Origin of the sequence: Novosphingobium jiangmenense, from assembly GCF_015694345.1 — a bacterium.
Taxonomy (GTDB): domain Bacteria; phylum Pseudomonadota; class Alphaproteobacteria; order Sphingomonadales; family Sphingomonadaceae; genus Novosphingobium; species Novosphingobium jiangmenense.
Genome location: NZ_JADQDC010000004.1, coordinates 277,046 through 303,485 on the forward strand (window position 1 = coordinate 277,046; position 26,440 = coordinate 303,485).

The 26,440-nt window shown below is 65.2% G+C and carries 26 protein-coding genes; 17 read left to right on the top strand and 9 right to left on the bottom strand.

Annotated elements, in window-relative coordinates:
* Positions 1–41: 41 nt before the first annotated feature.
* The 7 genes from rsfS (at position 42) to I2488_RS08390 (ending at position 5,398) form a co-directional block, all read left to right on the top strand.
* Positions 42–434, top strand: a complete 393-nt coding sequence (gene rsfS, locus I2488_RS08360; protein ID WP_039337819.1) for a ribosome silencing factor — start codon at positions 42–44, stop codon at positions 432–434.
* Positions 435–597: 163 nt separating this feature from the next.
* Positions 598–1,023: a 23S rRNA (pseudouridine(1915)-N(3))-methyltransferase RlmH gene (locus I2488_RS08365; protein ID WP_196275332.1), complete on the top strand. Its 426-nt coding sequence runs from the start codon at positions 598–600 to the stop codon at positions 1,021–1,023.
* A gap of 7 nt (positions 1,024–1,030) precedes the next feature.
* Positions 1,031–2,245, top strand: a complete 1,215-nt coding sequence (locus I2488_RS08370) for a murein hydrolase activator EnvC family protein (RefSeq protein WP_196275333.1) — start codon at positions 1,031–1,033, stop codon at positions 2,243–2,245.
* 136 nt (positions 2,246–2,381) lie between these two features.
* Entirely contained in the window at positions 2,382–3,725 is a 1,344-nt protein-coding gene (locus I2488_RS08375; RefSeq protein ID WP_196275334.1) for a S41 family peptidase, read from the top strand.
* A gap of 13 nt (positions 3,726–3,738) precedes the next feature.
* Positions 3,739–4,221, top strand: coding sequence for a disulfide bond formation protein B (locus tag I2488_RS08380; protein WP_196275335.1), 483 nt, complete (start codon positions 3,739–3,741; stop codon positions 4,219–4,221).
* Position 4,222: 1 nt separating this feature from the next.
* Positions 4,223–4,732, top strand: a complete 510-nt coding sequence (locus I2488_RS08385) for a demethoxyubiquinone hydroxylase family protein (RefSeq protein ID WP_196275336.1) — start codon at positions 4,223–4,225, stop codon at positions 4,730–4,732.
* Between the two features lie 84 nt (positions 4,733–4,816).
* Positions 4,817–5,398, top strand: a complete 582-nt coding sequence (locus tag I2488_RS08390) for a hypothetical protein (RefSeq protein WP_196275337.1) — start codon at positions 4,817–4,819, stop codon at positions 5,396–5,398.
* A 70-nt stretch (positions 5,399–5,468) separates the two neighbouring features.
* Here the strand turns inward: I2488_RS08390 and fabI are convergent, their stop codons facing one another.
* The 3 genes from fabI to I2488_RS08405 are packed head-to-tail and all read right to left on the bottom strand — an operon-like array spanning position 5,469 to position 8,263.
* Positions 5,469–6,272, bottom strand: coding sequence for an enoyl-ACP reductase FabI (fabI, locus tag I2488_RS08395; RefSeq protein WP_196275338.1), 804 nt, complete (start codon positions 6,270–6,272; stop codon positions 5,469–5,471).
* Complete coding sequence (locus tag I2488_RS08400; RefSeq protein ID WP_246465559.1) at positions 6,269–7,315, bottom strand: YihY/virulence factor BrkB family protein; 1,047 nt, start codon at positions 7,313–7,315, stop codon at positions 6,269–6,271. Before I2488_RS08400 ends, fabI begins: the two co-directional genes overlap by 4 nt.
* Positions 7,316–8,263 (bottom strand): DnaJ C-terminal domain-containing protein, encoded by a 948-nt coding sequence (locus I2488_RS08405; protein ID WP_196275339.1) that lies wholly within the window; start codon positions 8,261–8,263, stop codon positions 7,316–7,318.
* A gap of 232 nt (positions 8,264–8,495) precedes the next feature.
* On the opposite strand from I2488_RS08405, the gene pdxH reads away from it, so the two are divergent.
* Genes pdxH through I2488_RS08420 form a run of 3 tightly spaced genes read left to right on the top strand, consistent with a single transcriptional unit; the run spans position 8,496 to position 10,908 of the window.
* Positions 8,496–9,107, top strand: coding sequence for a pyridoxamine 5'-phosphate oxidase (pdxH, locus tag I2488_RS08410; protein ID WP_196275340.1), 612 nt, complete (start codon positions 8,496–8,498; stop codon positions 9,105–9,107).
* 11 nt (positions 9,108–9,118) lie between these two features.
* Positions 9,119–10,096, top strand: a complete 978-nt coding sequence (locus I2488_RS08415; RefSeq protein ID WP_196275341.1) for a cation diffusion facilitator family transporter — start codon at positions 9,119–9,121, stop codon at positions 10,094–10,096.
* Positions 10,093–10,908, top strand: a complete 816-nt coding sequence (locus I2488_RS08420) for a PhzF family phenazine biosynthesis isomerase (protein ID WP_196275342.1) — start codon at positions 10,093–10,095, stop codon at positions 10,906–10,908. Before I2488_RS08415 ends, I2488_RS08420 begins: the two co-directional genes overlap by 4 nt.
* Before the next feature lie 9 nt (positions 10,909–10,917).
* On the opposite strand, the gene I2488_RS08425 is transcribed toward I2488_RS08420, so the two are convergent.
* The gene (locus I2488_RS08425; protein ID WP_196275343.1) at positions 10,918–12,042 is read right to left on the bottom strand and encodes a serine hydrolase domain-containing protein; all 1,125 of its coding nucleotides are present in this window, start codon (positions 12,040–12,042) and stop codon (positions 10,918–10,920) included.
* A 32-nt stretch (positions 12,043–12,074) separates the two neighbouring features.
* Between I2488_RS08425 and I2488_RS08430 the strand changes: the two genes are divergently transcribed.
* A complete protein-coding gene (locus tag I2488_RS08430; protein WP_196275344.1) occupies positions 12,075–12,443 on the top strand; it encodes a hypothetical protein in 369 nt (122 codons plus the stop codon).
* Between the two features lie 4 nt (positions 12,444–12,447).
* On the opposite strand, the gene mnmA is transcribed toward I2488_RS08430, so the two are convergent.
* On the bottom strand, positions 12,448–13,587 hold the full coding sequence (mnmA, locus tag I2488_RS08435) for a tRNA 2-thiouridine(34) synthase MnmA (RefSeq protein ID WP_196275345.1): 1,140 nt from the start codon (positions 13,585–13,587) through the stop codon (positions 12,448–12,450).
* A gap of 137 nt (positions 13,588–13,724) precedes the next feature.
* Between mnmA and I2488_RS08440 the strand changes: the two genes are divergently transcribed.
* The 6 genes from I2488_RS08440 (at position 13,725) to I2488_RS08465 (ending at position 20,930) form a co-directional block, all read left to right on the top strand.
* Positions 13,725–14,060 (top strand): hypothetical protein, encoded by a 336-nt coding sequence (locus tag I2488_RS08440; RefSeq protein ID WP_196275346.1) that lies wholly within the window; start codon positions 13,725–13,727, stop codon positions 14,058–14,060.
* A gap of 1 nt (position 14,061) precedes the next feature.
* A complete protein-coding gene (gene sciP, locus I2488_RS08445) occupies positions 14,062–14,361 on the top strand; it encodes a CtrA inhibitor SciP (protein WP_196275347.1) in 300 nt (99 codons plus the stop codon).
* A gap of 341 nt (positions 14,362–14,702) precedes the next feature.
* On the top strand, positions 14,703–15,872 hold the full coding sequence (locus I2488_RS08450; protein ID WP_196275348.1) for an efflux RND transporter periplasmic adaptor subunit: 1,170 nt from the start codon (positions 14,703–14,705) through the stop codon (positions 15,870–15,872).
* Positions 15,873–15,881: 9 nt separating this feature from the next.
* A complete protein-coding gene (locus I2488_RS08455) occupies positions 15,882–19,085 on the top strand; it encodes an efflux RND transporter permease subunit (protein ID WP_196275349.1) in 3,204 nt (1,067 codons plus the stop codon).
* 107 nt (positions 19,086–19,192) lie between these two features.
* Positions 19,193–20,398 (top strand): DUF445 domain-containing protein, encoded by a 1,206-nt coding sequence (locus I2488_RS08460; RefSeq protein ID WP_196275350.1) that lies wholly within the window; start codon positions 19,193–19,195, stop codon positions 20,396–20,398.
* A gap of 4 nt (positions 20,399–20,402) precedes the next feature.
* Positions 20,403–20,930, top strand: a complete 528-nt coding sequence (locus tag I2488_RS08465) for a GNAT family N-acetyltransferase (RefSeq protein ID WP_196275351.1) — start codon at positions 20,403–20,405, stop codon at positions 20,928–20,930.
* Here the strand turns inward: I2488_RS08465 and I2488_RS08470 are convergent.
* The 4 genes from I2488_RS08470 to I2488_RS08485 form a co-directional block, all read right to left on the bottom strand.
* Positions 20,917–22,596 carry an ATP-binding protein gene (locus I2488_RS08470; protein WP_196275352.1) on the bottom strand — a complete coding sequence of 560 codons (1,680 nt, stop codon included), beginning with the start codon at positions 22,594–22,596 and terminating at the stop codon, positions 20,917–20,919. The two genes, I2488_RS08465 and I2488_RS08470, sit on opposite strands and share 14 nt — an antisense overlap.
* A 157-nt stretch (positions 22,597–22,753) precedes the next feature.
* The gene (groL, locus tag I2488_RS08475) at positions 22,754–24,397 is read right to left on the bottom strand and encodes a chaperonin GroEL (protein WP_196275353.1); all 1,644 of its coding nucleotides are present in this window, start codon (positions 24,395–24,397) and stop codon (positions 22,754–22,756) included.
* A 52-nt stretch (positions 24,398–24,449) separates the two neighbouring features.
* Positions 24,450–24,737: a co-chaperone GroES gene (groES, locus tag I2488_RS08480; RefSeq protein WP_196275354.1), complete on the bottom strand. Its 288-nt coding sequence runs from the start codon at positions 24,735–24,737 to the stop codon at positions 24,450–24,452.
* A gap of 152 nt (positions 24,738–24,889) precedes the next feature.
* Positions 24,890–26,266 carry an MATE family efflux transporter gene (locus tag I2488_RS08485; RefSeq protein ID WP_196275355.1) on the bottom strand — a complete coding sequence of 459 codons (1,377 nt, stop codon included), beginning with the start codon at positions 26,264–26,266 and terminating at the stop codon, positions 24,890–24,892.
* Positions 26,267–26,440: the final 174 nt, after the last annotated feature.

The following is a 26,440-nucleotide window of genomic DNA, read 5'->3' on the forward strand; positions in this document are numbered from 1 at the left end:
TATCACTTGACTCTTGAGCCACGGAGGCCATTTCGCGCATCATGACCAGCGTACAACCGCTGTCGGCCAATGCCGGCACCGCTCCCAAGACTCCTTATACCCCCGCCGCGCTGCACGATCTCGTGCTGCAGTCGCTCGACGACGATCAGGCGCAGGAGGTGGTTTCCATCCCGCTCGAGGGCAAGAGCTCCGTGGCCGATTACATGGTGATCGCCTCGGGCCGCTCGACCCGTCAGGTCGCTGCCATGGCGCAGAAGCTGGCCGAGCGGATCAAGCACGGTGGTTTCGGCCACGTGCGGATCGAGGGTCTTCCGGCGGCGGACTGGGTGCTGATCGATGCGGGCGACGTCGTCGTTCACCTCTTCCGCCCGGAAGTGCGCACGTTCTACAACCTCGAACGCATGTGGGCCTTCGGAGACGCTGGCGCGGCGTAAGCCGTTTTCGTCATTCCCGCGCAGGCGGGAATCCGGCGCACTAAAACTTCGTCGTTTTGCGACGACAATTCGCGCACTCTGGATCCCCGCCTGCGCGGGGACGACGAACTGAAGGGATGGATCGGGGATTCTCACGCAGCCCAATCCCCGCTAGACCGTTTCCATGCTGCTCCACGTCATCGCCCGCGGGAAGATCGGCCGTTCGCCGGAGGCGGAGTTGGTCGAGCGTTATGCCAAGCGCATTTCGTGGGGCTGGAAGATGACCGAACTGCCCGACCGTGGCGGCTCAATCCCCACGCCATCGCAAACGCCTTCGCGCACCGTCGCGCTCGATGAACGCGGCAAGCAGCTCACCTCCAGCGAGTTCGCCGCGATCCTTGGCCGCTGGCGAGACGATGGCGTGCGCGAATGCCGCTTCCTGATCGGTGCGGCGGACGGTCATGACGATCCCTTGCGAGAATCAGCCGACCTTTTGATCGCGTTTGGCAAGGCCACCTGGCCGCACATGATGGCGCGCGCCATGCTTGCCGAACAGCTCTGGCGCGCCACCAGCATTCTTGCTGGTCATCCCTATCACCGCGAAGGATAGTGGCGGCATGACGTCACGCCTTGCTTTCGTTTTCATCTGCCTGGGCCTTGCAGGAGTGCTCGGCTGGCAGGTGACGGCGCAGCAGGCGACGCCCTATGCCGATGCCGGTGAGGCAGGCGAAGTCCTGCGCCGCGCCGGGCAGGCACTCGCGCAATCACGCACCCGCGCCGAACAGCTCGAACAGGCTGCACTGAAAGCCACTGCCGAGGCTGATCGCACCGCCCGTGAAGCTGCCGCCGTAGCTGCCCGTATCCAACAGTCCGAGGCCGAGATCCAGCTCGCGCAGGCAAGGATCGTGCTGATCGACCGTCAGCGCGAGACCCTGCGAAATCGCATGGCGGAGCGGCAGGAGCCGGTCGTGCGCCTCACCGCCGCGCTGCAGATGATGGCCCGCCGCCCACTCGCCTTCAGCCTCGTTCGCGCCGATTCCGTGCGAGACACCATTCACCTGCGCGCGGTGATGGAGACCATGCTCCCCGAAGTGCAGCGCCGCACCGCTTCCCTGCGCGCCGAGATCGTCCGTGGCCGCAAGCTGCAGGACGAAGCGCGCCTTGCCGCGACGCAACTGCGCGAAGGTGAAAAGTCGCTCAGCGCCCGGCGCACTGAACTTGCCGCGCTCGAAAGCCGCCAGCGCCTTGCATCGCGCGCGGCGCAAGGCGTCGCCGCGCAGGAATCGGATCGCGCGCTGGCATTGGCAGAGCAGACGCGCGATCTGTCCGGCCTGATGGGCAAGCTTGAGGCCGATGGTGCCTTGCGCCAGCAACTCGCCGCACTTCCCGGACCGGTGCTGCCACCGACGCGTCCGGGCGAGGTCCTCAAGGCCGTCGACGCCCCGCCGCCGATGACGGCCACCTCCTCCCCGAAGCTCGCGTGGATCATGCCGGTATCCGGTCGTCTCGTTTCCGGCTTCGGAGCACAATCGCCAACGGGTCTGACGACCGGTGTCTCCCTAGCCCCTGCAGGCGGCGCACAGGTGGTCTCCCCCGCCGACGGTCGCGTCGCCTTCGCCGGGCCCTATCGCGGCTATGGCACCATCGTGATCGTCGAGCATTCCGGCGGATGGACCACGCTCGTCACCAATCTCGGCCGCGTTGCCGCGCGGGTGGGCGACAAGGTCGTGCAGGGCTCGCCGCTGGGAATCGCCGGACCGGGCCGTCCGGTGCTGACGGTGGAACTCCGCCGCGATGGCACGCCGGTCAACCCGCTCGACTTGCGCAGTTGAAGACGCTGGTCGGGCCGAATCCGCCTTTGGTCGATGCAGGGCACTCGCCCTGTCCCAAAACCTCATCTGGTGTTAATTCAGCGGGGGTTATAAAAACTCCGCAATGACTGCCTCTTCGCGAAAGGCCCCCGGGCAAATGAAGTTCGCCCCCCTGCTGCGCGCCACCGCGCTTGTTACTGCCGTTGCCCTGATCCCGGCTGCGACCACCGGCCTTGCCGCGGTCGACGCGCAATCCGGCCCCGACTTTGCCAAGCTGATGGCGGTCTACGAACGGATCAAGTCGAGCTACGTCGAGCCGGTCGACGACGACAAGCTGCTCAAGGGCGCGATTGATGGCATGCTGGCCACGCTCGATCCGCACAGCGCCTATCTTGACGAGCGCGCCGACGAGAACCTGCGCATCCAGATGGACGGCGCTTATGGCGGGCTGGGGCTGTCGGTGACGATGGACGATGGCGCGGTCAAGGTCATCGCGCCGACCAAGGGCAGTCCGGCGGATCTGGCGGGCATCAAGGCGGGCGATTTCATCACCCACCTCGATGGCAAGCTCATCTATGGCGGCACGCTGGATGACGCTGTCGACCAGATGCGCGGCTCGCCGGGCACGCAGATCAAGCTCAGCGTGTTCCGCCCCGGTCGCGACGAACCCTTCGACGTGACGCTCACCCGCAAGATCATCGAACTGAAGCCGGTGGAGCTGGAAATGATGGGCAACGTCGCCGTCATTTCGGTCTCCAGTTTCAGTTCCGATGTCGGTACTTCGGTCCAGCGCGCATGGAATGAAGCCAAGGCGAAGACCGGGGGCAAGGTCACCGGCCTCGTGCTCGACTTGCGCGGCAACCCCGGCGGGTTGCTCGACGAAGCCATTGCCCTGTCGGACCTGTTCCTTGAACGCGGCACCATTGTCTCGCAGCGCGGCCGCTATGCGCGCGACACCGAGGTCTATCCGGCCGAGATCGATACCAAGGGGGATATCGCCAAGGGCGTGCCGATGATCGTCCTGATCGATGAAGGCTCGGCGTCCGCATCGGAAATCGTCGCAGGTGCCCTGCAGGACCAGCATCGCGCCGTGATCATGGGCCAGCGCAGCTTCGGCAAGGGCAGCGTCCAGACCAAGTTCAACCTCACCAGCAATACCTCGGTAAAGCTGACCACGGCCCGCTACTACACGCCGTCGGGCCGCTCGGTCCAGGAAGGCGGCATCGATCCGGACATCGCCGTGCCGCAGATTTCCGATCCCGATCTGCGCAAGCGCGCGAAGATGACCTACCGCGAAAGCGACCTGCAGCGGCATCTTCAGAACGAGATCAAGGTGGAGGACAAGGACCTCGAGAAGGACAAGGTCGAGGACCCGCGCTTCCGGATGACGCCCGAGGAGCTGAAGGCGAAGGACATCAAGGATTTCCAGCTGTACTACGCGGTGCAGACCTTGAACCGTACCCAGCCCCGCGCCGCGCTTGCCGCCAAGCTGAAGCGCTAATAAGGCGCCGGCCATGACCTCGCAGCAGTCCCGCAACGCCGCCTACGCGCTCGCTCTGATCGTCCCCGCCGCGTTGATGGGCGGGGCGCTGATCTCGCAATACGTGTTCGGGCTCTACCCCTGCCAGATGTGCTGGTGGCAACGCTATCCGCATATCGCCGCGATCGTGCTGGCGCTTCTGGCGCTGACGATGAAGGGCAAGGGCTCCGGCGATCTGGCGGTGACGCTCGCGGCTACCGCCATCGGCATTTCCGGCCTGATCGGCGGGTTTCATGCCGGCGTCGAATATGGCTGGTGGGAAGGCGTCACCGCCTGTTCGACCGTTGCTGGCGGCGGTAATCCGCTGGATGCGATCATGAACGCGCCGGTCGTGCGCTGCGACGTTGCCCCTTGGGACCTCTTCGGAATCAGCCTCGCCGGGTTCAATTTCCTGATCTCTACAGCAGGCGCGATCCTTGTCTTCGCGCTGCTCGGCAAGAGCCGCAAGGGAGCCTGACATGACCAAGTTCGCCGAAATGCTTCGCGTCGACCAGGCCGGCGAATTCGGCGCGACGCGGATCTATGCAGGCCAACTCGCCGTCATGGGCAACCGCGCCCCGCACTCGGCGGAAATCGCCGCCATGGCCGAGCAGGAAGCCGGTCACCGCGAAAAGTTCGATGCGCTGATCGCCAGGCGCGGCGTGCGTCCCACGGCGCTTCAGCCGGTATGGTCGGCCGCAGGCTTTGCCCTGGGCGCAGCCACCGCGCTGATCGGCCCCGAAGCGGCGATGGCGTGCACCGCCGCGATCGAGACCGAGATCGACCGGCACTATACCGAACAGCTCGAGGAACTCGGCGACGAGGACCCCGAACTTGCCGCCATGATCCGCGAATTCCGCGACGATGAGCGCGAGCACCGCGATGCGGCGCTGGCGGCGGGGGCGGAAAAGGCGCCTGCCTATCCGGTGCTGTTCCACGCCATCCGCTTGGGGTGCCGCGCCGCCATCGCGCTTTCGAAGCGGATTTGATCCAGCGCAGGGAAGTGCGCTCCTTCATCTACCATTCAGAGCCCGCGCGCCCTATATCAGGGCGAGCCTGACCGGAGACCAAAGATGAAGCGCCTGATCCCTGCCGCCCTGCTGCTCTCGAGCGCCTTTGCCGCTCCGGCCTTTGCGCAAGGCGCCGACCAGCCGCTGCTCGATCCATCGGGCGAAAAGGTCAATCAGCTCATCGTCTATGGCGACGATCCCTGTCCGAAGTCCGAAGGCAACACGATCACCGTCTGCGCGCGCAAGGACGAGGCCGAGCGCTTCCGCATCCCCAAGCCGCTGCGTGACAACCCCAACGCCCCGGTCAACCAGGCATGGAGTCAGAAGGTCCGCGCCTATGAGACGGTGGGCAACTTCGGCACCAACTCGTGCTCCGCGGTCGGCGCTGGCGGCGCCACCGGCTGCCTCACCCGCCTGATCGACCGCGCCTATTCCGAGAAGAAGAATGGCTCCGACGTCCAGTTCGGCAAGCTGATCGAGGAAGAGCGCGCCAAGCGCCTCCAGACCATCGACGCCGATGCCGCCGCCGAACAGGCGCGCGTCGAGCAGATCGAGAAAGAATATGAGGCAAGGCTCAAGCGCGAGCGGGAGCGGGAGCAGGCGGGCGAACAGGCTCCGGGCACACCTGCACCCACGCAGCCCTGAAGCCTGCAAGGGGCTGGATTCCATAACTTCGTCATTCCCGCCTTCGCGGGAATGACGAAGTCTGAGAGCATTACCCCAGCGCGATATCCGGCGCGTCTTCCTGCTTCATGCCGACGGTGTGGTACCCGGCATCGACATGATGCGTCTCGCCGGTCACGCCCGACGACAGGTCCGACAGGAAGTACAGCCCCGCGCCGCCCACGTCCTCGATGGTCACGTTGCGGCGCAGCGGGCTGTTCAGCTCGTTCCACTTGAGGATGTAGCGGAAGTCGCCGATGCCGCTGGCGGCCAGCGTCTTGATTGGCCCCGCCGAAATCGCATTGACGCGCACACCCGCCGGTCCGCAGTCGTTGGCGAGGTACTTCACGCTGGTTTCCAGCGCCGCCTTGGCCACGCCCATCACGTTGTAGTGCGGCACGACCTTTTCCGCGCCGTAATAGGTCAGTGTCAGGATCGAACCACCGTTCGGCATCATCTCCATCGCCCGCTTGGTCACGGCGACGAGGCTGTAGGCCGAGATGTTCATCGTCATCAGGAAGTTGTCGAGCGTGGTGTCGTAGAAACGCCCACGCAGCTGGTTCTTGTCGGAATAGCCGATGGCGTGGACGATGAAGTCGATCGTCGGCCACCGCTCTTTCAGCGTCTCGAACGTCTGGTCGAGCGCGGCCATATCGGACACGTCGCATTCGATCAGGAAATCGCTGCCAAGGCTTGCCGCCAAGGGGCGCACGCGCTTTTCCAGCGCCTCGCCCTGATAGGAGAAGGCCAGTTCGGCGCCATGTTCGTGCAGTTGCTTGGCGATGCCCCAGGCGAGCGACTTGTCATTGGCAAGGCCCATGATCAGGCCGCGCTTGCCTTGCATAAGTCCGGTCATGCGTTTTCGTTCTCGCTTCTTGTTTCGTTCCCGGCGCTCGCCGCCGAGGCGCGTGCGCGATTGTCGGCTTGTCCCAGCATGTCGCGCTCTTCCGGCGTTTCGGCAAGTGCGGCGTTGAGTTCGGCCCCCACAACCATCCCTAAGCCGACCAGCCAGAAAAAGAAAAGGGCGATCATCATCCCGGCCAGACTTCCGTAGGTGAGATCGTAGGAGAAAAAGGTCCGGAGTGCGGTCGGCAGCAGCGTCGTCACCGCGATCCACCAGACCGTCACGAACAGCGCGCCGGGCCACTTGGGATAACTGCGACCGCGATAGGCACCCGGTGTCAGCGAGATGAAGAGCAGCCAGAGCGCGCCGTAGAGGACGCCGGCCGGGATGAAGCGCGAGAGGGCAAGGCTGTCGACCAGAGTGCCGAACTGGGGCAGCCACGCCTCGATCACTTCCTGCGCCGCGCCGATCAGCACCTGCGCGAAGATCGCCAGCAGGATCAGCACCACCGAAGCGAGGGTTATGCCGGTGGAGGCCAGTCGATAGCGCCAAAAGGCGTGTTCCCAGCGCGTGCCGTAAGCGCGGCGCAGGATGTCGCGGATCGTCTCGACAAGGCTGCCCACTGTCCACAGGCCGACGATGCCGCCGATCCACAGCAGCCAGCCGGTTCGCGCTTCGATCACGCTGCGGGCGACCGGCTCGATCGTCGAGGCGACCACCGGGGGCAGGGCAATAAGCACCGTGTCGATCGCGGCGGCGCGCTGGCTCGCCTCGCCGATGAACGAGAACAGCGCCGCGCCGGTAATGAAGAACGGGAACAGCGCGATCACGATCATGTAGGCGAGGTTGCCAGCATGGATCGAGCCGTCGTTGAATACGCCGGTCCACACGCGCTTGACCACTTCCCAGGCACGGCTCCCCGGGCCTAGGCGTTCGCGCGCCTCGGCGAGGCCCGAGCGCCAACGCAGCGCTTCGCGGCGCCGTGCCTCCGGCGAAAGGTCGGGCATGTCGACAAGCGGTCGCGCGTCCGGCGGATGCTGGCCGGGCGCCTTCATTCAGACCCCGAGTTTGTCGCGAACGTTGCGCATGTCCTGCCAACCCTCGAGACGGGCATTCAGATCCGCATCGTCGGCAGGAATGTCGATCTGCAGGGTGACGAGCTGGTCGCCGCGCGTACCGTCTTTGCGGGTGAAACCCTTGCCCTTGAGGCGCAGCGTGCGCCCGCTAGAACTGCCGGGCGCAACGGTCAGCATCACTGCGCCGTCGACCGTCGGGACTTTTACCTTCGCACCACCGACCGCTTCGGAAAGGCTGATCGGCAAGTCGAGCCGGATGTTGTCGCCGTCCCGCTCGTAGAACGGGTGGCTGCCGATCTCGATGGTGACAATGGCGTCGCCGTTGCCGCCGGGGCCTGGTTCGCCCTTGCCGCCAAGCCGCATCTGCTGGCCGGATTCGATCCCGGCGGGCAGCTTGAGGTCGATGGTCTTGCCATCCGACAGCGTGATGCGCTGGTTGGCGCGCGTTGCCGCGTCGACGAACGAGACCTGCAGGCGATAGTTCACGTTGGCGCCCTTGGGTGGAGGACCGCGACGCGCGCCGCCGCCCCCACCGAAGCCGCCGCCCATTCCGCCGCGCCCGCCGAACAGGCCTTCGAAGATGTCGCCGATGTCGGGGCCGCCGCCACCGAAGCCGCCCTCGAAGCCACCGTCGTGGCGGAACCCGCCCTGGTGACCGCCAAAGCCACCACCGCCCCCGAAACCACCGCCAAACGGTCCGGTCGGATTGCCATCGGCGTCGATTTCACCGCGGTCGAACTTGGCCCGCTTGTCCTTGTCGGACAGCAGGTCATAGGCGCGGGTCACTTCGGAAAAGCGCTCCGCCGCCTTGGGATTGTCCTTGTTGGTGTCCGGGTGCAGTTCCTTTGCGAGCTTGCGATAGGCAGACTTGATGTCCTTCTCGCTTGCGCTGCGCGGAACTCCCAGGATCGAATACGGATCGGCCATGGCTCCCTAGCTAGGATTTGCGAGGCCTGCCCGCAAGGTTGCCTTTCCTACATTGCGCGGGAGGAGTAGGTCGGTTCCATGCAATTGATCCCGGTCATGGAAAACCTCTGCCCGAAGCGCAGAGTCCCCGCGAAGGCGGAGGCCGCTCTCGTGCAAAGACTTCGCCCGAACCGCCCCTGACGCCTTTTTTCAGGACAGTGTAAACCCCGTAAACCCCCTTCAGGAAATCCCGGTGCAACCTGAACAGAATTCCGACGCGATCCCCCACGACGATCCTTTCGCGATCTTCGAATCGTGGTTTGCCGAAGCTAAGGCCAGCGAGCCCAATGATCCGAACGCGATGGCCCTCGCCACGTCCACGCCTCACGGTCACCCGTCGGTACGCATGGTGCTGCTGAAAGGCCACGGTCCCGACGGCTTCGTGTTCTACACCAACTTCCACAGCCGCAAGGGCGGAGAGCTGGCCTCGAATCCGAATGTCGCGCTGCTGTTCCACTGGAAATCGCTGCGCCGCCAGATCCGCATCGAAGGCACGATCGCCGAGGTGACGGCGGCAGAGGCCGACGCCTACTTCGCCAGCCGCCATCCCGAATCACGTCTCGGCTCAGCCGCGTCGGACCAGTCGCGCCCGCTGCCGGATCGCCAGGTCTATCTCGACCGCGTTGCCGCACTGCGCGAGCAGTACCCCGATGGCAACGTGCCCCGCCCGGCGCACTGGTCGGGCTATCGCGTGACGCCCTCCGCTATCGAGTTCTGGCAGGATCGCGACTATCGCCTGCACGAACGCCGCCGCTTCGTCGGCGATGGCGCGGGCGGCTGGACCAGCACCCTGCTTTACCCTTAAGGCTCTGAATCATGGACATGACCCGCACCGACGCGCACAACGATCTCAACCGCAAGGCGGCGCTTGCCAGCATCTCTGTGGCGGTGCTGCTCGTGGGCATGAAGGCGTGGGCGGTGATCTCCACGGGGTCCACGGCCATGCTCGGCTCGCTGGCAGACACTGCGCTCGATCTCGTCGCCAGCCTCGCCACGCTGATGGGCGTCTGGGTCGCCTCGCAGCCTGACGACCACAACCACCGCTTCGGGCACGGCAAGGCCGAGGCGCTCGCTGCAATGTTTCAGGTCGTGCTGATCTCGATCTCGGCGATCGGCCTTGCCTTCCGCGCCGTCGGCCAGTTCCTCGGGTCTGCGCAAGTAGCCGAAGCGGAATCGGGCGTGATCGTCTCGACGATCGCGCTGGCCGCAACGGTCGCGCTGCTGGCCTACCAGCGTCACGTGATCCGCCAGACCGGCAGCCTCGCGATCAGCACCGACAATGTGCATTACAAGTCGGACCTGTTCCTCAACCTCGCGGTGATCGCGGCGCTGGTGCTGGATACCTACGTCGGCATCAAGGGCGCGGACGCGGTCTTCGCCTTCGGCATCGCGCTGTGGCTCGGCTGGGGCGCATGGGGTGCCTCGCAGGAAGCGATCGAGCAGCTGATGGACCACGAATGGCCACTCGAAAAGCGCGAGCGGTTCCTTGAGGTTGTTGCCCAGCATCCGGAACTCAAGGGCCTGCACGACTTGCGAACCCGCACCAGCGGCAACCGCGATTTCGTCCAGTTCCATGTCTGGGTCGACGGACGCATGACCGTGACCGAAGCCCACCGTGTTATGGACGAGATCGAGGACAAGCTGACGGCGGAATTCCCCGGTGTCGAAATTCTCATCCACCCCGATCCGGAAGGGCTGGTCGACGAGGACATGATGGGCGCTGAAAACCTGCTCAATCCCGGACCTGACGGCACCAGCCCGGCCATCCTGGCGCAAGGAGCACCCGGCGCGTGAGCGATTCGAAGGTCCCCTACTTCCACGTCGATGCCTTCACCGCCCGCGCGCTCGGCGGCAACCAGGCGGCGGTGATGATGCTGGAAGCCTGGCCCGACGATGCAACGCTGCAGGCCATCGGCGCGGAAAACATGTTCGCCGAAACCGCATTTCTCGTGCCCGACCACAGCGGTGCGGCGGATTTCGAACTGCGCTGGTTCACGCCTGCTGTCGAAGTCGCGATGTGCGGCCATGCCACACTTGCTTCGGGTCATGTCGTGCTGGCGCAGGACCCAATGCGGGGGCGGGTGACCTTCTCGACCCGCAAGGCAGGCGTTCTGGAAGTGTCGCGGGATGGCGAGCGCTACGTGCTCTCGCTCCCCGCCGTGCCCACTGCGCCCGGCGCGTTTGACGAGGCGGTGCCGTTGCTGGGGCCGGGGCAACCGGACGAGGTTTGGCAGGGTGATGGCTACAACATCTTCCATTATGCCACCGCCGACGAGGTGCTCGCGCTGGCCCCGGATTTCAAGGCGCTGCTCCGGTTCGGGGACGTGCAGTTCATCGCAACGGCGCCCGGTACAGCTCATGCTTCGGGCGCCGACATCGTCAGCCGCGTGTTTGTGCCCGGTGGCGGGATCGACGAGGATGCTGCGACAGGATCGGCCCATGCTGCCCTGACGCCCTATTGGGCGGCCAAGCTTGGGCGTACGGAATTCACTGCGCATCAGGCGTCGGCGCGCGGGGCGGATTTCGTCTGTCGTCTCGAACGGGACCGTGTGCTGCTCGGCGGCGATTGCGTGACAGTGGTCGAGGGCCTGTTCCGCCTGCCTTGAAGTTCGCTCTCAGCGATACAGCGAGACGATATCCGCAAGTCCGTCGACGACCGGTGCCAGCTTGTCGTCCTGCGTCTTGCCGAGGCGGACCACGGTGAGGCCGCGGCTCGGACTGACCATCACGTACTGGCCGAGATGGCCGATGCACGAGAACAGGTCCCTCGGGCCACGCTCCGGAAAGAGCGAGGATTCGCCGTTCGTCGGTGTCCGGTTGAGCCAGATCTGCGCGCCATACTGCGCCTCGCGCGGCGAGGGCGTGAGCATGAACTCGATCCACTGGCGCGGGATGATCTGCGCGCCCTTGACCGAGCCCTTGTTACGCAGGAACTCGCCGAACCTGGCCCAGTCGCGCGCGGTGCCGTGGATCAGCGAACCACCGATCAGCGTGCCCGATGCGTCGAATTCGGGCAGCATCGACTTCATGCCCGCCGGTTCGAACAGCCGCGTGCGCAGATAGTCTGCCACGGCGCGGCGGCGGCTCTCGGGATCAGGCGCAGGCGAAAGCACGCGGGCGGCGAGGTCCGCCAGAATCACGCTGGTCGCCGAAGAGTACTCGAACTTGCGCCCCGGCTCTGCCTCCAGCGGCTGGTCCTCGGCATAGCGCGCCATGTCGTCGCGACCGTCGAGGAAGAGCATGCGCACTTCATCGGATTCGTAGACCGGATTTATCGCCTCGGAATGGCGCAGACCCGACCGCATCTGCAGCAACTGGCGCAGGGTGATCTCGCCGCGCGGATCGCCCGGGCGCTGCCAGGCCGGAACCGGTGCGCTCTCGTCAAGCCGCAGGCGACCATCGGAAACGAGCATGCCGATCATCACCCCGGTGACCGACTTGGCCATCGACCAGCTCACGAACCGTGTGTTCTCGTGATAGCCCTCGGCGTAGCGCTCGGCGACAATGCGGCCGTTCTTCATCACGATCACCGCGCGCGTCTCGCCCATTTCGGGAGCGAACAGGGCATCGACGGCGCGGGCGAGCTTGTCCCGGTTGGTGCCGGGGTCTTTGACCACCGCCTTGAGCGCGGCTTCGGAGACCGGCGGCGGGCCGTCAGGCGCGTTCTTCCCCTGCGAACAGGCTGCCACGGCTGGCAGCAGCGCGAGGGTCACGATAAGGGAGAGCGAGCGGCGGGCCATCGGGCCAGTCCTTTCGACCAGAATCGGCAGTCATGGCAACCGGCAACCACAGTTCCCCCACAGCTCCGTCGCTGACCATCGCGCCCAGGCGCAGCTGGCGCCTGCGCGCGGCACTGATCCTGCTGGTGATCGTGCTGGCGCTGCTGGCGACATTCTGGTCGGCGATTCGCGGCTATGCGACGACGGGTGCAAGCTATGGCGCGCGCGTCGCCTGCTCGTGCCGCTTTGTCGGCGGGCGCGAACTGTCGGATTGCCGCAAGGACTTCGAGCCCGGCATGGAACTGGTGACGCTGAGCGAGAACGCCGAGGCAAGGAGCGTGACCGCGCGCTTCGCCCTCGTGTTCAGCCAGACCGCAACTTATCGCGAAGGTCCAGGCTGCGTGCTCGAGCCGTGGAAGTAGCCGCTCAGGCTTCCCAGCGCTCGGTCGAATCGATCCAGCCACCGCCGACGACGCGTTCGCCGGCATAGAGCACGGCGGCCTGACCGGGGGCGACGCCGAACTCCGGCTGGAGAAAGCGGATCTCAGCCGTCGCACCTTCTCCGAGCGGCCCTTCCAGTTCGACCGGGACGGGCTTGGCCAACGAGCGGACCTTGGCCGTCAGGGGGCCCGCCGGGAGCGGACCGATGCGGTTCGTCTCGATGATCTTGGCGCGGCTGACGGCGAGCATCTGGCGTGGCCCGACCAGCACCCGGCGCTGCGGCGCATCGAGGCCGATGACGTAAAGCGGTTCGGGCTGCCCGCCGATCTCCAACCCGCGCCGCTGGCCGACCGTGTAATGGATGATGCCGCGATGCTGCCCGAGCACCTCGCCGCTGGCCGCGTGCACGATCTCGCCGGGCGCGTCTCCCTCGGGACGCACCGCGCGGACGATCTTGGCGTAGTCGCCATCCGGCACGAAGCAGATGTCCTGGCTGTCGGGCTTGGCGGCGACGACGAGACCCAGTTCTTCGGCGATCCGACGCGTCTCGGTCTTGGGCAGCCCTCCCAGCGGGAACCGCAGGTAATCGAGCTGGGATTCGGTGGTGCCGTAAAGGAAGTACGACTGGTCGCGGGCGGGATCGACGGCTCGATGCAGTTCGGCGCCAGCAGCGCCCATGACCCGGCGCACGTAATGCCCCGTGGCCAGGCAATCCGCGCCGAGTTCGCGCGCCATCGCCAGCAAGTCTGTGAACTTTGGCCCCATGTTGCAGCGAACGCAGGGGATCGGGGTGCGACCGTTGAGATAGTCGTCGGCAAAGCGCTCGACCACTTCCTCGCGGAAGCTGGATTCGTGGTCGAACACATAATGCGCGATGCCCAGACGGTCGGCGACCGCGCGCGCATCGCGGATGTCGTCGCCGGCGCAGCATGCGCCCTTGCGGCCGGTTGCCGCGCCGTAGTCATAGAGCTGCAGCGTCACGCCGATCACTTCGGCGCCACTGGCAGCGGCGATGCCCGCAACCACGGAGCTGTCCACGCCGCCCGACATGGCAACCACGATGCGCCGCGCCTTGAGTGGTGCGGACAAGTCGAAAAGGTCGGGAAGGGCAGCGGTATCGAGCATTGCGCGCCCATAGGCTTTTTCCTGCTGAAGCGCAAAGCGTGCCAGGGTGGGGCCGACGCAAGCCAGAATGAACAACCGCTAAACAGGGCCTTTACCAGACCTTAGCCATCTTGGGTCTAAGTCTTCTGGCAATGGACATGAGCTTCAACAATCCGGCTGCTTTCACCAGCGGCGATGCGGCTTTCGAGGGCGGGGCTGCGCTAAGGCCGCTGTCGTGGCACATGTTGTGCGCACGGATCACCGCATCACAGGATCTGCGCCGGACCTTGCAGTTCCTGGGCGAGGACGAACAGGGTGCAATCGGCAGCTTCCACCAGGGTGCAGCCAGCTTCCTTGCGTCCGCAAATTCGGGCGTTCCGGCGCATGAACGGGTCGTTAACCCAAACTCTTCAGCGAATGGCAAAGCAACCTTGGGCACAGCCTTCGCCACACAGAACGTGACGCGGCAAGGCCGCGCCGAAGCACGAGACTGACATGATCGAGAACCAGAAAATCCGTCCGGCCCAGGTCATCGGTCCGCTTGGTGAGCCGCTCACCATCGACAGTCTGCCCCCGGCGAACACGACCCGTTGGGTCGTCCGTCGCAAGGCCGAGGTTGTCGCTGCCGTTAACGGCGGACTTCTGACCATCGACGAGGTCTGCGAGCGCTATGGCCTCACGCTCGAGGAGTTCGCCTCGTGGCAGCGCGCGGTCGACCGTTCGGGAATGCAGGGCCTGAGGGTTACCCGCATCCAGCATTACCGCGATCTGTATGAGCGCCAGCTCAAGTATTGATCTCCCAACCAGCTCCATCCGCGGCGGCCGCTTCCTTCGGGAGGCGGCCGTTGTTCTTTGGGTCATCTTTTCAGGGCGCGCGACCTGAACCAATGCGCGCCTTTCGATACCGGACCGGTTACAAAAAGTTACAGGTGCAAGAAAGACACGGAGTCCAATTCGGCTTAAGTCCTTCGTCGAGACGGAATTGCGCCTTGTCGGAAGGGTGTCTATTGGACGCGAGGTAGCTGCCAGAAGGCGGCGCCGCGTGCTTGCGGCAAGTGCGTTATGAAGATAACACACCTACTCGAGTTACAAGGGGCCCGCCCTCGCCCCGCCATGGGACGAAGGCAGTGACAGACATGAATTACGAAACCACCATCAATATGACCGGCGCGCTTCCGCAGTCCGACGGAGAGCCACAAGACCCCGCTTCCACGCGGCGGCTGTGGGTCATTGGCGGCCTCATCGCTGCCGCGCTGATCGGCGTGTGGTTCTTCATGCATTCCGGCGACAGTGCCGCTCCCGACGAAGGCAAGAACGCGCAGGCGCAGGTGGTCACGGTCGTCGTGCCCGGCACCACAACGATACCTCGCAGCATTACCGCCAGCGGTACCATCGCTGCGCGTCGGGAAATGCCGGTGGGCGTGGCGGGCGAAGGCGGCCAGATTGTCCAGGTGCTGGTGGATGCCGGTGACTGGGTCAAGGCCGGGCAGGTTCTCGCCGTGATCGACCGCTCGGTGCAAAGCCAGCAGATCGCCAGCCAGGCCGCCAATGTCGAAGTCGCCGCAGCCGATGCCCGGCTGGCTCAGGCCAATCTCGATCGTGCGCTCAAGCTGGTCGAGCGCGGCTTCATCTCGAAGGCTGACGTCGACCGTTTGACCGCAACGCGCGATGCTGCCGTGGCTCGGGTGCGGGTTGCCCGCGCGAGCCTTGGCGAACTCGGCGCGCGCGCTGCCCGTCTCAACATCGTCGCGCCTGCTTCGGGCCTGGTGCTGACGCGCGCGGCGGAACCCGGGCAGGTCGTCAGCCCCGGTGCCGGCGTGCTGTTCTCCATGGCCCGCGACGGCCAGATGGAAATGCAGGCGCGCCTGTCCGAAGCCGATCTCGCGCGCCTTTCGGTCGGAGCGAGCGCCGAAGTGACGCCGGTCGGCACGACGCGGGCCTTTTCAGGACAGGTCTGGCAGCTTTCGCCGACGATCGACCAGACCAGCCGCGAAGGCATCGCCCGTATCGCGCTGAGCTATGACAATGCCCTGCGTCCCGGCGGCTTTGCCACGGCGACCCTGACCTCTGGCATGATCACCGCGCCCCTGCTGCCGGAATCGGCGATCCTTTCGGACGACAAGGGCTCGTATGTCTTCGTCATCGACGGTGACAACAAGGCCGTGCGCCGTCCGGTCAAGACCGGTGAGGTCAGTGCGCGGGGCATTGCCGTTGTCGAAGGGCTGTCCGGCCGGGAACGCGTGGTTCTGAGAGCGGGCGGCTTCCTCAACCCCGGGGACAAGGTCCGACCGGTCGTTCAGAAGTAAGGGCTGGCGATGAACTTCCAGAACATCTCGGCCTGGTGCATCCGCAACCCGGTCGTGCCGATCGTGCTGTTCCTCGGGCTGACGCTCGCGGGGCTGGTGTCCTTCATGCAGATGAAGGTCCAGGACAATCCCGACATCGAATTCCCGGTCGTCATCGTCCAGATCAGCCAGCCCGGCGCTGCACCGACCGAAATCGAGAACCAGATCACGCAGCGCGTGGAATCGGCTGTCCGTTCGATCGCCGGCGTGGACACGCTGACTTCGACCGCATCGGAAGGCAGCAGCCAGACCCAGGTCCAGTTCAAGATCGGGCAGGACATCAATGCCGCGGTCAACGAGGTCAAGAACCAGGTAGACCAGATCCGTTCGGACCTGCCCGAAGGCATTCTCGAGCCGCAGGTGTTCAAGGTCGAAACCTCGTCGAACCCGATCGCCTATTACGCGGTCCAGGCCGACGACATGACCATCGAGCAGCTCTCGTGGTTCATCGACGACACGATCGCCAAGCGATTGCTGACGGTGCCCGGCATGGCCGAGGTCAGCCGCTCGGGCGGGGTGAACCGCGAAATTGCGGTCACGCTCGATCCGATGAAGATGAAGGCGCTTGGCGTGACCGCAAGCCAGGTCAACGCGGCACTGCGCCAGGTCAACATCAACGCTGCCGGCGGCAAGACCGAAGTTGCCGGTTCGCGCCAGTCGGTCCGCGTGCTGGGCAACGCCAAGTCTGCCTACGACCTGTCACAGACCGAGATCGCCCTTTCCGGCAATCGCACTGTCCGCCTCGCCGACGTTGCCGATGTGCGCGATTCCTACAGCGAACTGACATCCATCGCGAAGTTCAACGGCAAGGGCGTCGTGACCTTCTCGTTCTCTCGCGCGCGCGGCGAATCCGACGTCTCGGTCTACGACGGCGCGCTCAAGGAAATGAAGAAGATCGAGCAGGAGCAGGGTGGCAAGATCCACTTCGAGTTGCTGTTCACCTCGGTAAACTACACCAAGGACCAATACCGTTCGTCTATGAACGCGATGGTCGAGGGCGCCGTGCTGGCGGTCGTGGTGGTGTTCCTGTTCCTGCGCGACTGGCGCGCGACGATCGTCTCGGCCCTGGCCATCCCGCTGTCGTCGATCCCGACCTTCTGGGTGCTGGACCTGATGGGCTTCACGCTCAACCAGATGTCGCTGCTGGCGCTGGGTCTGGTAGCGGGGGTGCTCGTCGACGACGCGATCGTCGAGATCGAGAATATCGTCAGACACATGCGAATGGGCAAGACCGCCTATCAGGCGGCCATCGATGCCGCTGACGAGATCGGTCTGGCGGTCGTTGCGACCACGTTCTCGATCGTGGCGGTGTTCTTCCCGGTTGCGCTGATGCCGGGCGTGTCGGGCCAGTTCTTCAAGAACTTCGGCCTTACCGTGGTCATCTCGGTGCTGTTCTCGTTGCTTGTCGCGCGCATGATCACGCCGATGATCGCGGCCTACTTCCTGCAGGCCCATGGCGAGGCCGAGCACGGCGGCGGGCCGTGGATGGACAAGTACATGAAGGTGCTCGGCTGGTCGCTCGATACGTCGAAGGCCAAGGCCTACCGCGCCGAACATCCGCGCCGTCGCTTCCGCGCGCGCTTGCGCGATCACCGCCTGTGGATGATGGGCATCGGCGTGGGCGCATTCGCCCTGACGCTGATCATGTTCGCGTCGATCCCGGCCCAGTTCTTCCCCGACGCAGACAGCGATTCCAGCACGGTCACCATCGAGATGGTGCCGGGCACGACGCTGCAGCAGACCGAGCGCAAGGTTGCCGAAGTGGTTGCCTTGCTGGCCAAGCAGCAGGAAGTCGAATCCCAGCTCGCCTCGGTGCGCGAGGCGCGCGCCAACATCTATGTCAATCTCCGGCCGGACCGGAAGCGCACGAGCCTCGATTTCGAGCGCGAGCTGACACCACAGCTGCAGGCAATTCCCGACATTCGCGCGAACTTCCAGGCGCAGGGCCCCGGCGGCCCGGGTGGTGGCTCGGGCCGTCCGATCAGCATCATGCTGGCCGGCTCCGATCCGGACCAGTTGCAGAAGACCGCGCAGACCCTTGTCGACCAGATGAGCGCTCTGCCCTTGGTCGTGGCCCCGCGCATCAGCGCCGACTTGCGCCGTCCGGAAGTGATCATCAAGCCGCGGCTCGATCTCGCGGCGAACCTCGGCGTCAACACCCAGACACTGAGCCAGGTGATCCGTATCGCCACGCAGGGCGAGATCGACCAGAACAGCGCGAAGTTCTCGCTGTCCGATCGTCAGGTGCCGATCCGGGTGAAGCTTCCCGAATCCTCGCGCCGCGACCTCTCGACCATCGAGAACCTGCCGGTTCCGACGGCTTCCGGCGGGTCGGTGCCGCTGTCACGGGTGGCCGAGATCGGCTTCGGTTCAGGCCCGACCCAGATCCAGCGCTACAACCAGAGCCGCCGCGTCTTCGTGGGTGCCGACCTTCCTCCGGGAGTGGTCAAGGGCGATGCCATGGCCGCGATCATGAAGCTGCCGGTGATGCAGAACCTGCCGCAGGGCGTGTCCAACACCGCGGCCGGCGAAGACAAGTTCCAAGCCGAGCTGATGAAGAACTTCGTCATCGCCGTCGCCTCGGGCATCCTGCTCGTGTTCTCGGTGCTGGTGCTGCTCTATCACCGCTTCATCTCGCCGCTGGTCAACATGGGGTCGCTGTTCCTCGCCCCCCTTGGCGGCCTGATCGCGATCTGGCTGATGGGGCAGGCGCTGTCGTTGCCGGTGTTCATCGGCATCCTCATGCTGTTCGGCATCGTCGCGAAGAACTCGATCCTGCTGATCGATTTCGCGATCGAGGAAATGGCGACCGGCAAGGACAAGCTCGCCGCGATCACCGAGGCGGGTCACAAGCGTGCCCAGCCGATCATCATGACCACGGTGGCAATGGTTGCGGGCATGATCCCGACGGCGGTCTCGGTTGGCAGCGACGGCGGGTGGCGGGCGCCGATGGGCGTTGTGGTGATCGGCGGCCTGACCCTGTCGACCGCGCTCACGCTGCTGATCGTGCCGGCGGGCTTCAGCATTGCCGATGGCATCGAAAAGCGGATCGGACCATGGCTGGCCCGCAAGGTGCTCGGCCATGAACCATCGGCGGGAGCAACGGCGCCCGCGCAGCCGGTCATCTCCGCGCATCGGAACGAACCGCAGCACGAGGCATTTCCGGCGGAGTGACCGCCGAATTGCCTCACCCTGCCGAACCACCCGTTTCGGCCACCAGCGGCCCCGGCCGCCCGATACCGAAGCGCGCCGGACAATCGCCTGCGGATCGTGCCCGGCGCATGCGGATCGTCGCGACCTGCCTGCTTGTCGCAATGGCGCTGATCTACATCGTCACGCGTCGTCTTGAAGGCCTGCACCCGGCGCTCGGCTTCGTCCGGGCCTTTGCCGAGGCGGCCATGGTCGGCGGCCTGGCTGACTGGTTTGCGGTTACCGCCTTGTTCCGCCACCCGCTCGGCCTGCCGATCCCGCACACCGCGATCATTCCCGAGAACAAGGACCGCATCGCCGATACGATGGCCGCGTTCCTGCAGGCCAACTTCCTGACTCCGCAGGTGGTCGCCCGTCGCATGGGTGCGGTGAATGCCGCTGCCGCTGCCGGTGCGTTCCTTGCCGATCCCCGGACGGGCGAAAGCCGACTGCGGGACGGAGCGGCGGGATTGCTGGCCGACGTCCTCGAATCGCTCGATCCCGAAGAGCTTGGCGGGCTGGCCAAGGGGGCCTTGCGCTCACAACTGGAGAAGCTCGATCTCGCGCCGCTGCTGGGGCAACTGCTCGGTGCCGCGATAGCCGATGGCCGGCACATGCCGGTGATCGAAAGCCTGATCCGCAAGGCGGCGGAGACGATCGAGGCCAATGAGCCGCTGATCCAGTCAACCATCCACGAGCGGGCGAACACCATCCTGCGCTGGACCGGGCTCGACGAGAAGCTCGCCAACGCCATCCTCGATGGCCTCTACAAGCTGCTGGCCGAGACGCTGGTGGTTCCCGACCATCCCTTGCGCCGGAAGATCGAGGAAGGCCTCAAGACGCTCGCGCATGATCTGGTCCACGATCCGGACATGAAGGCCAGGGTCGAGCGCATGAAGCGCGAGGTGCTCGCCAATCCCGCGTTCGGCCGCTGGCTCGACGGAATGTGGGAACGCGGCCGCGCGCGTCTGTTGCAGGTTGTGCGCAATCCGAAAGGGGCGCTCGGCGGGCAGTTCGGGGCGAGTCTGGCAGAACTCGGTCAGGCACTGCAGCGGGACGTGCGCCTGCAACAAGTCGTCAACCGCTTTGCCCGGCGCACGCTTGTCGGCATTTCGACCCGCTACGGAGCCCAAATCGTCCGCCTCGTTTCGGAAACGGTCAAACGCTGGGATGCCAGGACCGTAACCGATCGCATCGAAGGCGCAGTCGGCCGGGACCTCCAGTTCATCCGCATCAACGGAACGCTGGTGGGCGGGCTTGTCGGCCTTGCATTGCATGGGCTCGATGTGCTGCTCTGACGCGATGACCACGATCACTACCGAACGCCTGATACTGTCGGTGCCCGGCCGCGAGGACTACCTGCTGCTGCGCGATCTCGTTGCCGATCCCGAGGTGCACCGCTTTCTCGGCCCCCGGCCAGACGATCCGACCACCGACATGTTCTCCCGCGCGATGCGCGCGGCCGGATGCTGGCATCTCTACGGCTACGGCCTCTTTCTGGCACACGAACGGACTTCCGGAGCCTTTGTCGGACAGCTCGGCGTGTTCCATTCGATGCGCGGCTTCGGCAAGGGCATGGACGATGTCGTCGAGGCCGGCTGGATCGTGGCGCGAGAGCACTGGGGCAAGGGCTATGCCGCGGAGGGGATGCGGGCTGCGCTGGACTGGTTCGACGCCACGCACGACGCAGTGCGCGTCGCCTGCATGATCGAGCGGGGTAATGATGCCTCGGTCTCTCTGGCTGCAAAGCTCGGGTTCGTTCGATATGGCGAGCATGCGCTCGACGAGGACACCGTGGTCGATCTGTTCGAAAGGATCAGGCCGGGCTGACCTGTCCGCGGTCTTCGGTTGCGCCACTCGCAATCAGGCTCGCGGCCCTGCGTTGCAGGTCGTCGATCAGGAACGGTTTGGTCAGCACGTCGGTCCCGAGTTCGACTTCGGAGCCCTTTTGCAGCACCACGCTGTCGGCATAACCGGTCACGAACAGGACGCCGAGTGCGGGAATGCGCCGGCGCGCTTCGTCTGCTACCTGACGGCCGTTGAGCCCGCCGGGCAGGCCGACGTCGGTGATCAGCAGATCGATCGCGGGATGCCGGTCGAGCATGGCCAGCGCAGAAGCCCCGTCTGCAGCTTCGATGCATTTCATGCCGATCAACTGCAACCCGTCGATCATCATCATGCGCACGCTTGGCTCGTCATCGACCACCAGCACGGTCGCGCCGATCTGCCCATCAAGTGCGCCCACGACCGGTTCTTCGGCCGTTGCATCGGTGCAACCTTCGTGCCGTGGCAGATAGATTCGCACCTGCGTGCCCAGCCCGGGGGTGGACCGGATGCGCACCAGCCCGTTGCTCTGGCGGGCAAAGCCGTAGACCATGGACAGGCCTAGACCAGTTCCCTTGCCTGTCGGCTTCGTCGTGAAGAACGGCTCGAACACGCGGTCGAGATCTTCGGGCGGGATGCCGACGCCCGTGTCTCCGACCGTGATGGTTACATAGTCGGCAGGCGCAAGCCCACGCTTGCGAGCGCCTTCCTCGTCGAGGGTCACGTTGCCCGTCCAGATCGACAGCTGCCCGCCGTCCGGCATGGCGTCGCGGGCGTTGATGCACAGATTTAGCAGGGCGTTTTCGAGCTGGTTCGCATCGACCAGCGCTGGCCACAGGTCCGGATCAAGTTCAACGCCGACCGAAATCGCAGGCCCCATCGTGCGCCGCACCAGATCGATGAAGTCTGCCACGAGCTGGTTGGCGTGGGTCGGTCGGGGAGACAGGGTTTGCCGCCGCGAGAATGCGAGCAGCCGATGGGTCAGGGCTGCAGCGCGCTGTGCCGCGCCAAGGCCCACATCGACGTAACGGTTGACCTCGTCGAGCCTCCCCTGAACCAGACGACGTCCGATCAGTTCGAACGCGCCGGTGATTCCGGCGAGCAGGTTGTTGAAATCGTGCGCGAGACCGCCGGTCAGCTGGCCTACCGCTTCCATCTTCTGCGCCTGGCGCAGGGCGCTTTCGGCATGTTCGCGTTGCGCAAGGGCATCGGCCACCCGCTGCTCGAGCGTCTCGTTGAGCTGGTGCAGTGCCCCTTCCGCGCTGACGCGCTCGGTCACGTCCTTGAACAGCACGGCGACGAGCCGGTCCTCGAAGGTGCCGATCCGGAACGAGGAGACCTCCAGGTGACGCCCTGTCACCACCAGTTCGTTGCGGAAGCGGATCGGTTCGCCGGTTTTCAGGACCTTGCCGTAGAAGGCGATCCAGTCATCCGCCTCGTCGGGCACCATCTGGCGCAAGTACTGTCCGACCACGTTGGGAATGCCGGTATGCCGCTCATAGGCCGGATTGGCGAGCACATGGACATAGTCGCTCAAGGGACCGTGCGGGCCATCGAGAAACTCGATGACGCAAAAGCCGTCTTCCATGTTCTCGAAGAGGATGCGGTAGATCTCGCGGTCGATCGCCGCTGCCCGGGATGAGGGACGCGCCGCCGCAAAGCCGTCCTTCATGGTCGGGTCAGTTCGACGGGGCCGGGCTGCACGCAGTTCATCCCGCAAAGAACGCAGTCCGTCGCCAGTTGTTCCCGCTTTGCATCCTGCCGATACGAAAAAGGCCGGGAAGATCGCTCCTCCCGGCCCAATTCGTGTCAGCGTGAGCTGCTTGGACTTAGAAGTCCATGCCGCCCATGCCGCCCATGCCACCGCCCATCGGCGGCATCGCGGGCTTGTCGTCCGGCTTCTCGCTGATCGCCGCTTCGGTGGTGATCAGCAGGCCGGAGACCGAGGCAGCGTCCTGCAGGGCAGTGCGCACGACCTTGGTCGGGTCGATCACGCCGGCAGCCTTGAGGTTCTCGTAGGTGTCGGTCGCGGCGTTGAAGCCCTGGTTCTCGTCACCTTCGCGCAGCAGGTTGCCGGCAACGACGGCACCGTCATGGCCTGCGTTGGCAGCGATCTGGCGGATCGGAGCCTGGATCGCGCGACGCACGATGTCGATGCCCTTGGTCTGGTCGTCGTTGGCGCCCTTGAGGCCGTCGAGAGCCTTGGTCGCGAACAGCAGCGCGGTACCGCCACCGGGGACGATGCCTTCTTCAACCGCCGCGCGGGTGGCGTGGAGAGCGTCGTCGACGCGGTCCTTGCGCTCCTTCACTTCGACTTCGGTGGCACCGCCGACCTTGATCACGGCAACGCCGCCAGCAAGCTTGGCAAGACGCTCCTGCAGCTTCTCGCGGTCGTAGTCCGAAGTGGTGACTTCGATCTGCGCGCGGATCTGCTCGACGCGGGCCTTGATCTCTTCGGCCGAACCGGCGCCGTCGACGATCGTGGTGTTGTCCTTGTCGATGGTGACCTTCTTGGCCTGGCCGAGCATGGCAAGCGTGACGCTCTCCAGCTTGATGCCGAGGTCTTCGGAGATCATCTCGCCGGCGGTCAGCGTGGCGATGTCGCCCAGCATGGCCTTGCGGCGGTCACCGAAGCCCGGAGCCTTGACGGCCGCGATCTTGAGGCCACCGCGCAGCTTGTTGACAACGAGGGTCGCCAGCGCTTCGCCTTCGATGTCTTCGGCGATGATGAGGAGCGGACGGCCCGACTGCACCACGGCTTCGAGGATCGGCAGCATCGCCTGCAGCGACGACAGCTTCTTCTCGTGGATCAGAATGTACGGGTTCTCAAGTTCGACCGTCATCTTTTCCGGGTTGGTGATGAAGTAGGGCGAGAGGTAGCCGCGGTCGAACTGCATGCCTTCGACGACATCGAGTTCGAATTCGAGGCCCTTGGCCTCTTCCACGGTGATCACGCCTTCCTTGCCGACCTTTTCCATCGCCTCGGCGATCTTCTGGCCGACTTCGGTGTCACCGTTGGCCGAGATGATGCCGACCTGCGCGATTTCCGAGGAACCGGCGACCGGGGTCGAACGGGCCTTGAGGTTCTCGACGACCTTGCCGACGGCGATGTCGATGCCGCGCTTGAGGTCCATCGGGTTCATGCCGGCGGCAACCGCAGTCATGCCTTCGCGAACGATCGCCTGGGCGAGAACGGTCGCGGTGGTGGTGCCGTCACCGGCTGCGTCGTTGGCCTTCGAGGCCACTTCGCGCAGCATCTGGGCGCCCATGTTCTCGAACTTGTCCTTGAGTTCGATTTCCTTGGCGACCGAAACACCGTCCTTGGTGATGCGGGGCGCGCCGAAGCTCTTGTCGATCACGACGTTGCGGCCCTTGGGGCCCAGCGTGACCTTCACCGCGTCGGCGAGGATGTCGACGCCGCGCAGAATGCGTTCACGAGCGTCGCGCGAAAAGCGTACGTCCTTGGCAGCCATTTCTCGTTCCTTTGAATATCTTGAGTTGGTTCAGGAAATCCGGAAGGTCGGCTCAGCCGATCACGCCCAGGATGTCCGATTCCTTCATGATCAGCAGGTCTTCGCCCGAAACCTTGACTTCGGTGCCGGACCACTTGCCGAACAGGACGCGATCGCCGACCTTGACGTCGAGCGGAGTGACGGTGCCGTTCTCGGCGCGCGCGCCGGTGCCGACGGCGACGATTTCGCCTTCAGCGGGCTTTTCCTTGGCGCTGTCGGGGATGATGATCCCGCCGGCAGTCTTTTCCTCGGCCTCGACGCGGCGTACGAGCACGCGATCGTGCAGCGGACGGAATGACATAGGGTTGCTCCCTCTTCCAAGTTGCAAAAATTGAGGCTTGGCACTCTCAAGGGGAGAGTGCCAGCGGGCGGCATATGGGTGCCTGCCAAGGTAGCGTCAATGGGTGTGGCGCAGATTCTTTTCGCGCCGATGAACAAACCGGCAAAGCGCTTTCAGGCAGGCAGGAGTCCCAGTCTTGCCCGGTTGCGCCAGCGCCAGTGCATCAGGCCGGCGACGAAGATGAGTCCGACGAGCAGGCCGAACCACACCCCGAGCCCGCCGAAACGGGTAAGCAGTCCGAGCCCCAGCGCCGTGCCGACGCCGGGCACCCAGTAGCCGAAGATCGCGATCAGCATCGGCACCCGCGTGTCCTGCAGCCCGCGCAGCATGCTCGCACCGACGGCCTGGGCGCCATCGAACAGTTGGAACGCGGCTGCCACCATCATGTACAGCACGGCAAGTTCGACCACCCGGGCGTTTTCGATGGCACTCGGGTCGATGTAGAGCTGCAGCAGCTGGTGCGGGAACAGTAGCATCACGCCGGCAGACAAGGCCATGAAGCCGATGCCGAGTTGGGTGGCGACCCTCCCGGCCAAGGTGATGGCGGCGTTATTGCGCGCTCCGAAGGCAAGGCCGACGCGGATCGTTGCGGCCTGCCCGACCCCGAAGGGGACCTGAAACGCGATGGCCGCGAACTGCAGCGCCAGCGTATGCGCGGCGAGCTCGGTCTCGCCGATGCGGCCCATCAGAAAGGCCGCGCCGTTGAACATGCCGGCCTCGGCAATGATCGTGCCGCAGATCGGCAGGCCGATTCTGAGGACATCGCCGAAGCGCTGCCATTCCGGTTTCCACCATCGGCCGAGCAGGCGGTAGCGGTGGAGGCGCCGATCGAAGCGGATGACCAGCATGAATGCCACCAGCATCGCCGTGCTGGTGACCACGCTGGAGATCGCCGAGCCGAGCAGGCCGAGTTCCGGCGCGCCGAAGTGCCCGAACACGAAAACCCAGTTGCCCAGCGCGTTGATCGCCACCGCCATGCCGGTGATGGCCGTGCCGATGCCGGGGCGGCCCAAAGTCGCGACCACGGTGCGCAGCAGTGCGGCCAGTACTGCCGGGATCGCGGCCCACATCAGGACTTGCAGGAAGGGAACCGCCCGCGCGATTACGCCCGGATCCTGCCCGGTCACGCGCATCAGCGGTCCGCCGAGCAAGCACACGCCGATCGCCAGGAAAGATGCCAGAAGCCCGGCCCAGGCCGCCATCCGCACCGTACGGCGCACTTCACGGATAGCATGGCGACGGCGTCCGAGTTCGGCGGCAATCAGCGGCGATGCCGCACCGACCAGGCCCGACAGGCTCCATATCAGCAGCCCGAACAGCGAAACCGAGAGCGACGATGCGGCCAGCGCCTCCGGCCCGAGGCGTGCGACGAACACCACGTCCACCGCGAAGACCGCCATCTGCAGCAGGTTTGCGCCGACCAGCGGCGCTGCCAGGCGCAGCATCGCGCGGAGCTCGTCGATCCATTTGTGCGGCGGTTGTTCAAACATGGGACGGGTCGTGTAGGCCGGAGCACGCGCGAAGGAAAGCGCTTGGTCTGCGAGTCGTGCCGGGCGCTGCAGCAGCAGTGAGGAAGCCGCCAGGACTGCACCGAAGTCTGCGGGCAAGATCGCAAGGTAATGAAAAACGGCTGTTTTCCGTTGGCAAGTGTCACAAAAGATGTC

Excerpts from the sequence above, each read along its gene's own strand:
- rsfS (WP_039337819.1), top strand. The coding sequence starts at position 42 with ATGACCAGCGTACAACCGCTGTCGGCCAATGCCGGCACCGCTCCCAAG.
- I2488_RS08365 (WP_196275332.1), top strand. The coding sequence starts at position 598 with ATGCTGCTCCACGTCATCGCCCGCGGGAAGATCGGCCGTTCGCCGGAG.
- I2488_RS08370 (WP_196275333.1), top strand. The coding sequence starts at position 1,031 with ATGACGTCACGCCTTGCTTTCGTTTTCATCTGCCTGGGCCTTGCAGGA.
- I2488_RS08375 (WP_196275334.1), top strand. The coding sequence starts at position 2,382 with ATGAAGTTCGCCCCCCTGCTGCGCGCCACCGCGCTTGTTACTGCCGTT.
- I2488_RS08380 (WP_196275335.1), top strand. The coding sequence starts at position 3,739 with ATGACCTCGCAGCAGTCCCGCAACGCCGCCTACGCGCTCGCTCTGATC.
- I2488_RS08385 (WP_196275336.1), top strand. The coding sequence starts at position 4,223 with ATGACCAAGTTCGCCGAAATGCTTCGCGTCGACCAGGCCGGCGAATTC.
- I2488_RS08390 (WP_196275337.1), top strand. The coding sequence starts at position 4,817 with ATGAAGCGCCTGATCCCTGCCGCCCTGCTGCTCTCGAGCGCCTTTGCC.
- fabI (WP_196275338.1), bottom strand. The coding sequence starts at position 6,272 with ATGACCGGACTTATGCAAGGCAAGCGCGGCCTGATCATGGGCCTTGCC.
- I2488_RS08400 (WP_246465559.1), bottom strand. The coding sequence starts at position 7,315 with ATGAAGGCGCCCGGCCAGCATCCGCCGGACGCGCGACCGCTTGTCGAC.
- I2488_RS08405 (WP_196275339.1), bottom strand. The coding sequence starts at position 8,263 with ATGGCCGATCCGTATTCGATCCTGGGAGTTCCGCGCAGCGCAAGCGAG.
- I2488_RS08415 (WP_196275341.1), top strand. The coding sequence starts at position 9,119 with ATGGACATGACCCGCACCGACGCGCACAACGATCTCAACCGCAAGGCG.
- I2488_RS08425 (WP_196275343.1), bottom strand. The coding sequence starts at position 12,042 with ATGGCCCGCCGCTCGCTCTCCCTTATCGTGACCCTCGCGCTGCTGCCA.
- I2488_RS08430 (WP_196275344.1), top strand. The coding sequence starts at position 12,075 with ATGGCAACCGGCAACCACAGTTCCCCCACAGCTCCGTCGCTGACCATC.
- mnmA (WP_196275345.1), bottom strand. The coding sequence starts at position 13,587 with ATGCTCGATACCGCTGCCCTTCCCGACCTTTTCGACTTGTCCGCACCA.
- I2488_RS08440 (WP_196275346.1), top strand. The coding sequence starts at position 13,725 with ATGAGCTTCAACAATCCGGCTGCTTTCACCAGCGGCGATGCGGCTTTC.
- sciP (WP_196275347.1), top strand. The coding sequence starts at position 14,062 with ATGATCGAGAACCAGAAAATCCGTCCGGCCCAGGTCATCGGTCCGCTT.
- I2488_RS08450 (WP_196275348.1), top strand. The coding sequence starts at position 14,703 with ATGAATTACGAAACCACCATCAATATGACCGGCGCGCTTCCGCAGTCC.
- I2488_RS08455 (WP_196275349.1), top strand. The coding sequence starts at position 15,882 with ATGAACTTCCAGAACATCTCGGCCTGGTGCATCCGCAACCCGGTCGTG.
- I2488_RS08460 (WP_196275350.1), top strand. The coding sequence starts at position 19,193 with ATGCGGATCGTCGCGACCTGCCTGCTTGTCGCAATGGCGCTGATCTAC.
- I2488_RS08465 (WP_196275351.1), top strand. The coding sequence starts at position 20,403 with ATGACCACGATCACTACCGAACGCCTGATACTGTCGGTGCCCGGCCGC.
- I2488_RS08470 (WP_196275352.1), bottom strand. The coding sequence starts at position 22,596 with ATGAAGGACGGCTTTGCGGCGGCGCGTCCCTCATCCCGGGCAGCGGCG.
- groL (WP_196275353.1), bottom strand. The coding sequence starts at position 24,397 with ATGGCTGCCAAGGACGTACGCTTTTCGCGCGACGCTCGTGAACGCATT.
- groES (WP_196275354.1), bottom strand. The coding sequence starts at position 24,737 with ATGTCATTCCGTCCGCTGCACGATCGCGTGCTCGTACGCCGCGTCGAG.
- I2488_RS08485 (WP_196275355.1), bottom strand. The coding sequence starts at position 26,266 with ATGTTTGAACAACCGCCGCACAAATGGATCGACGAGCTCCGCGCGATG.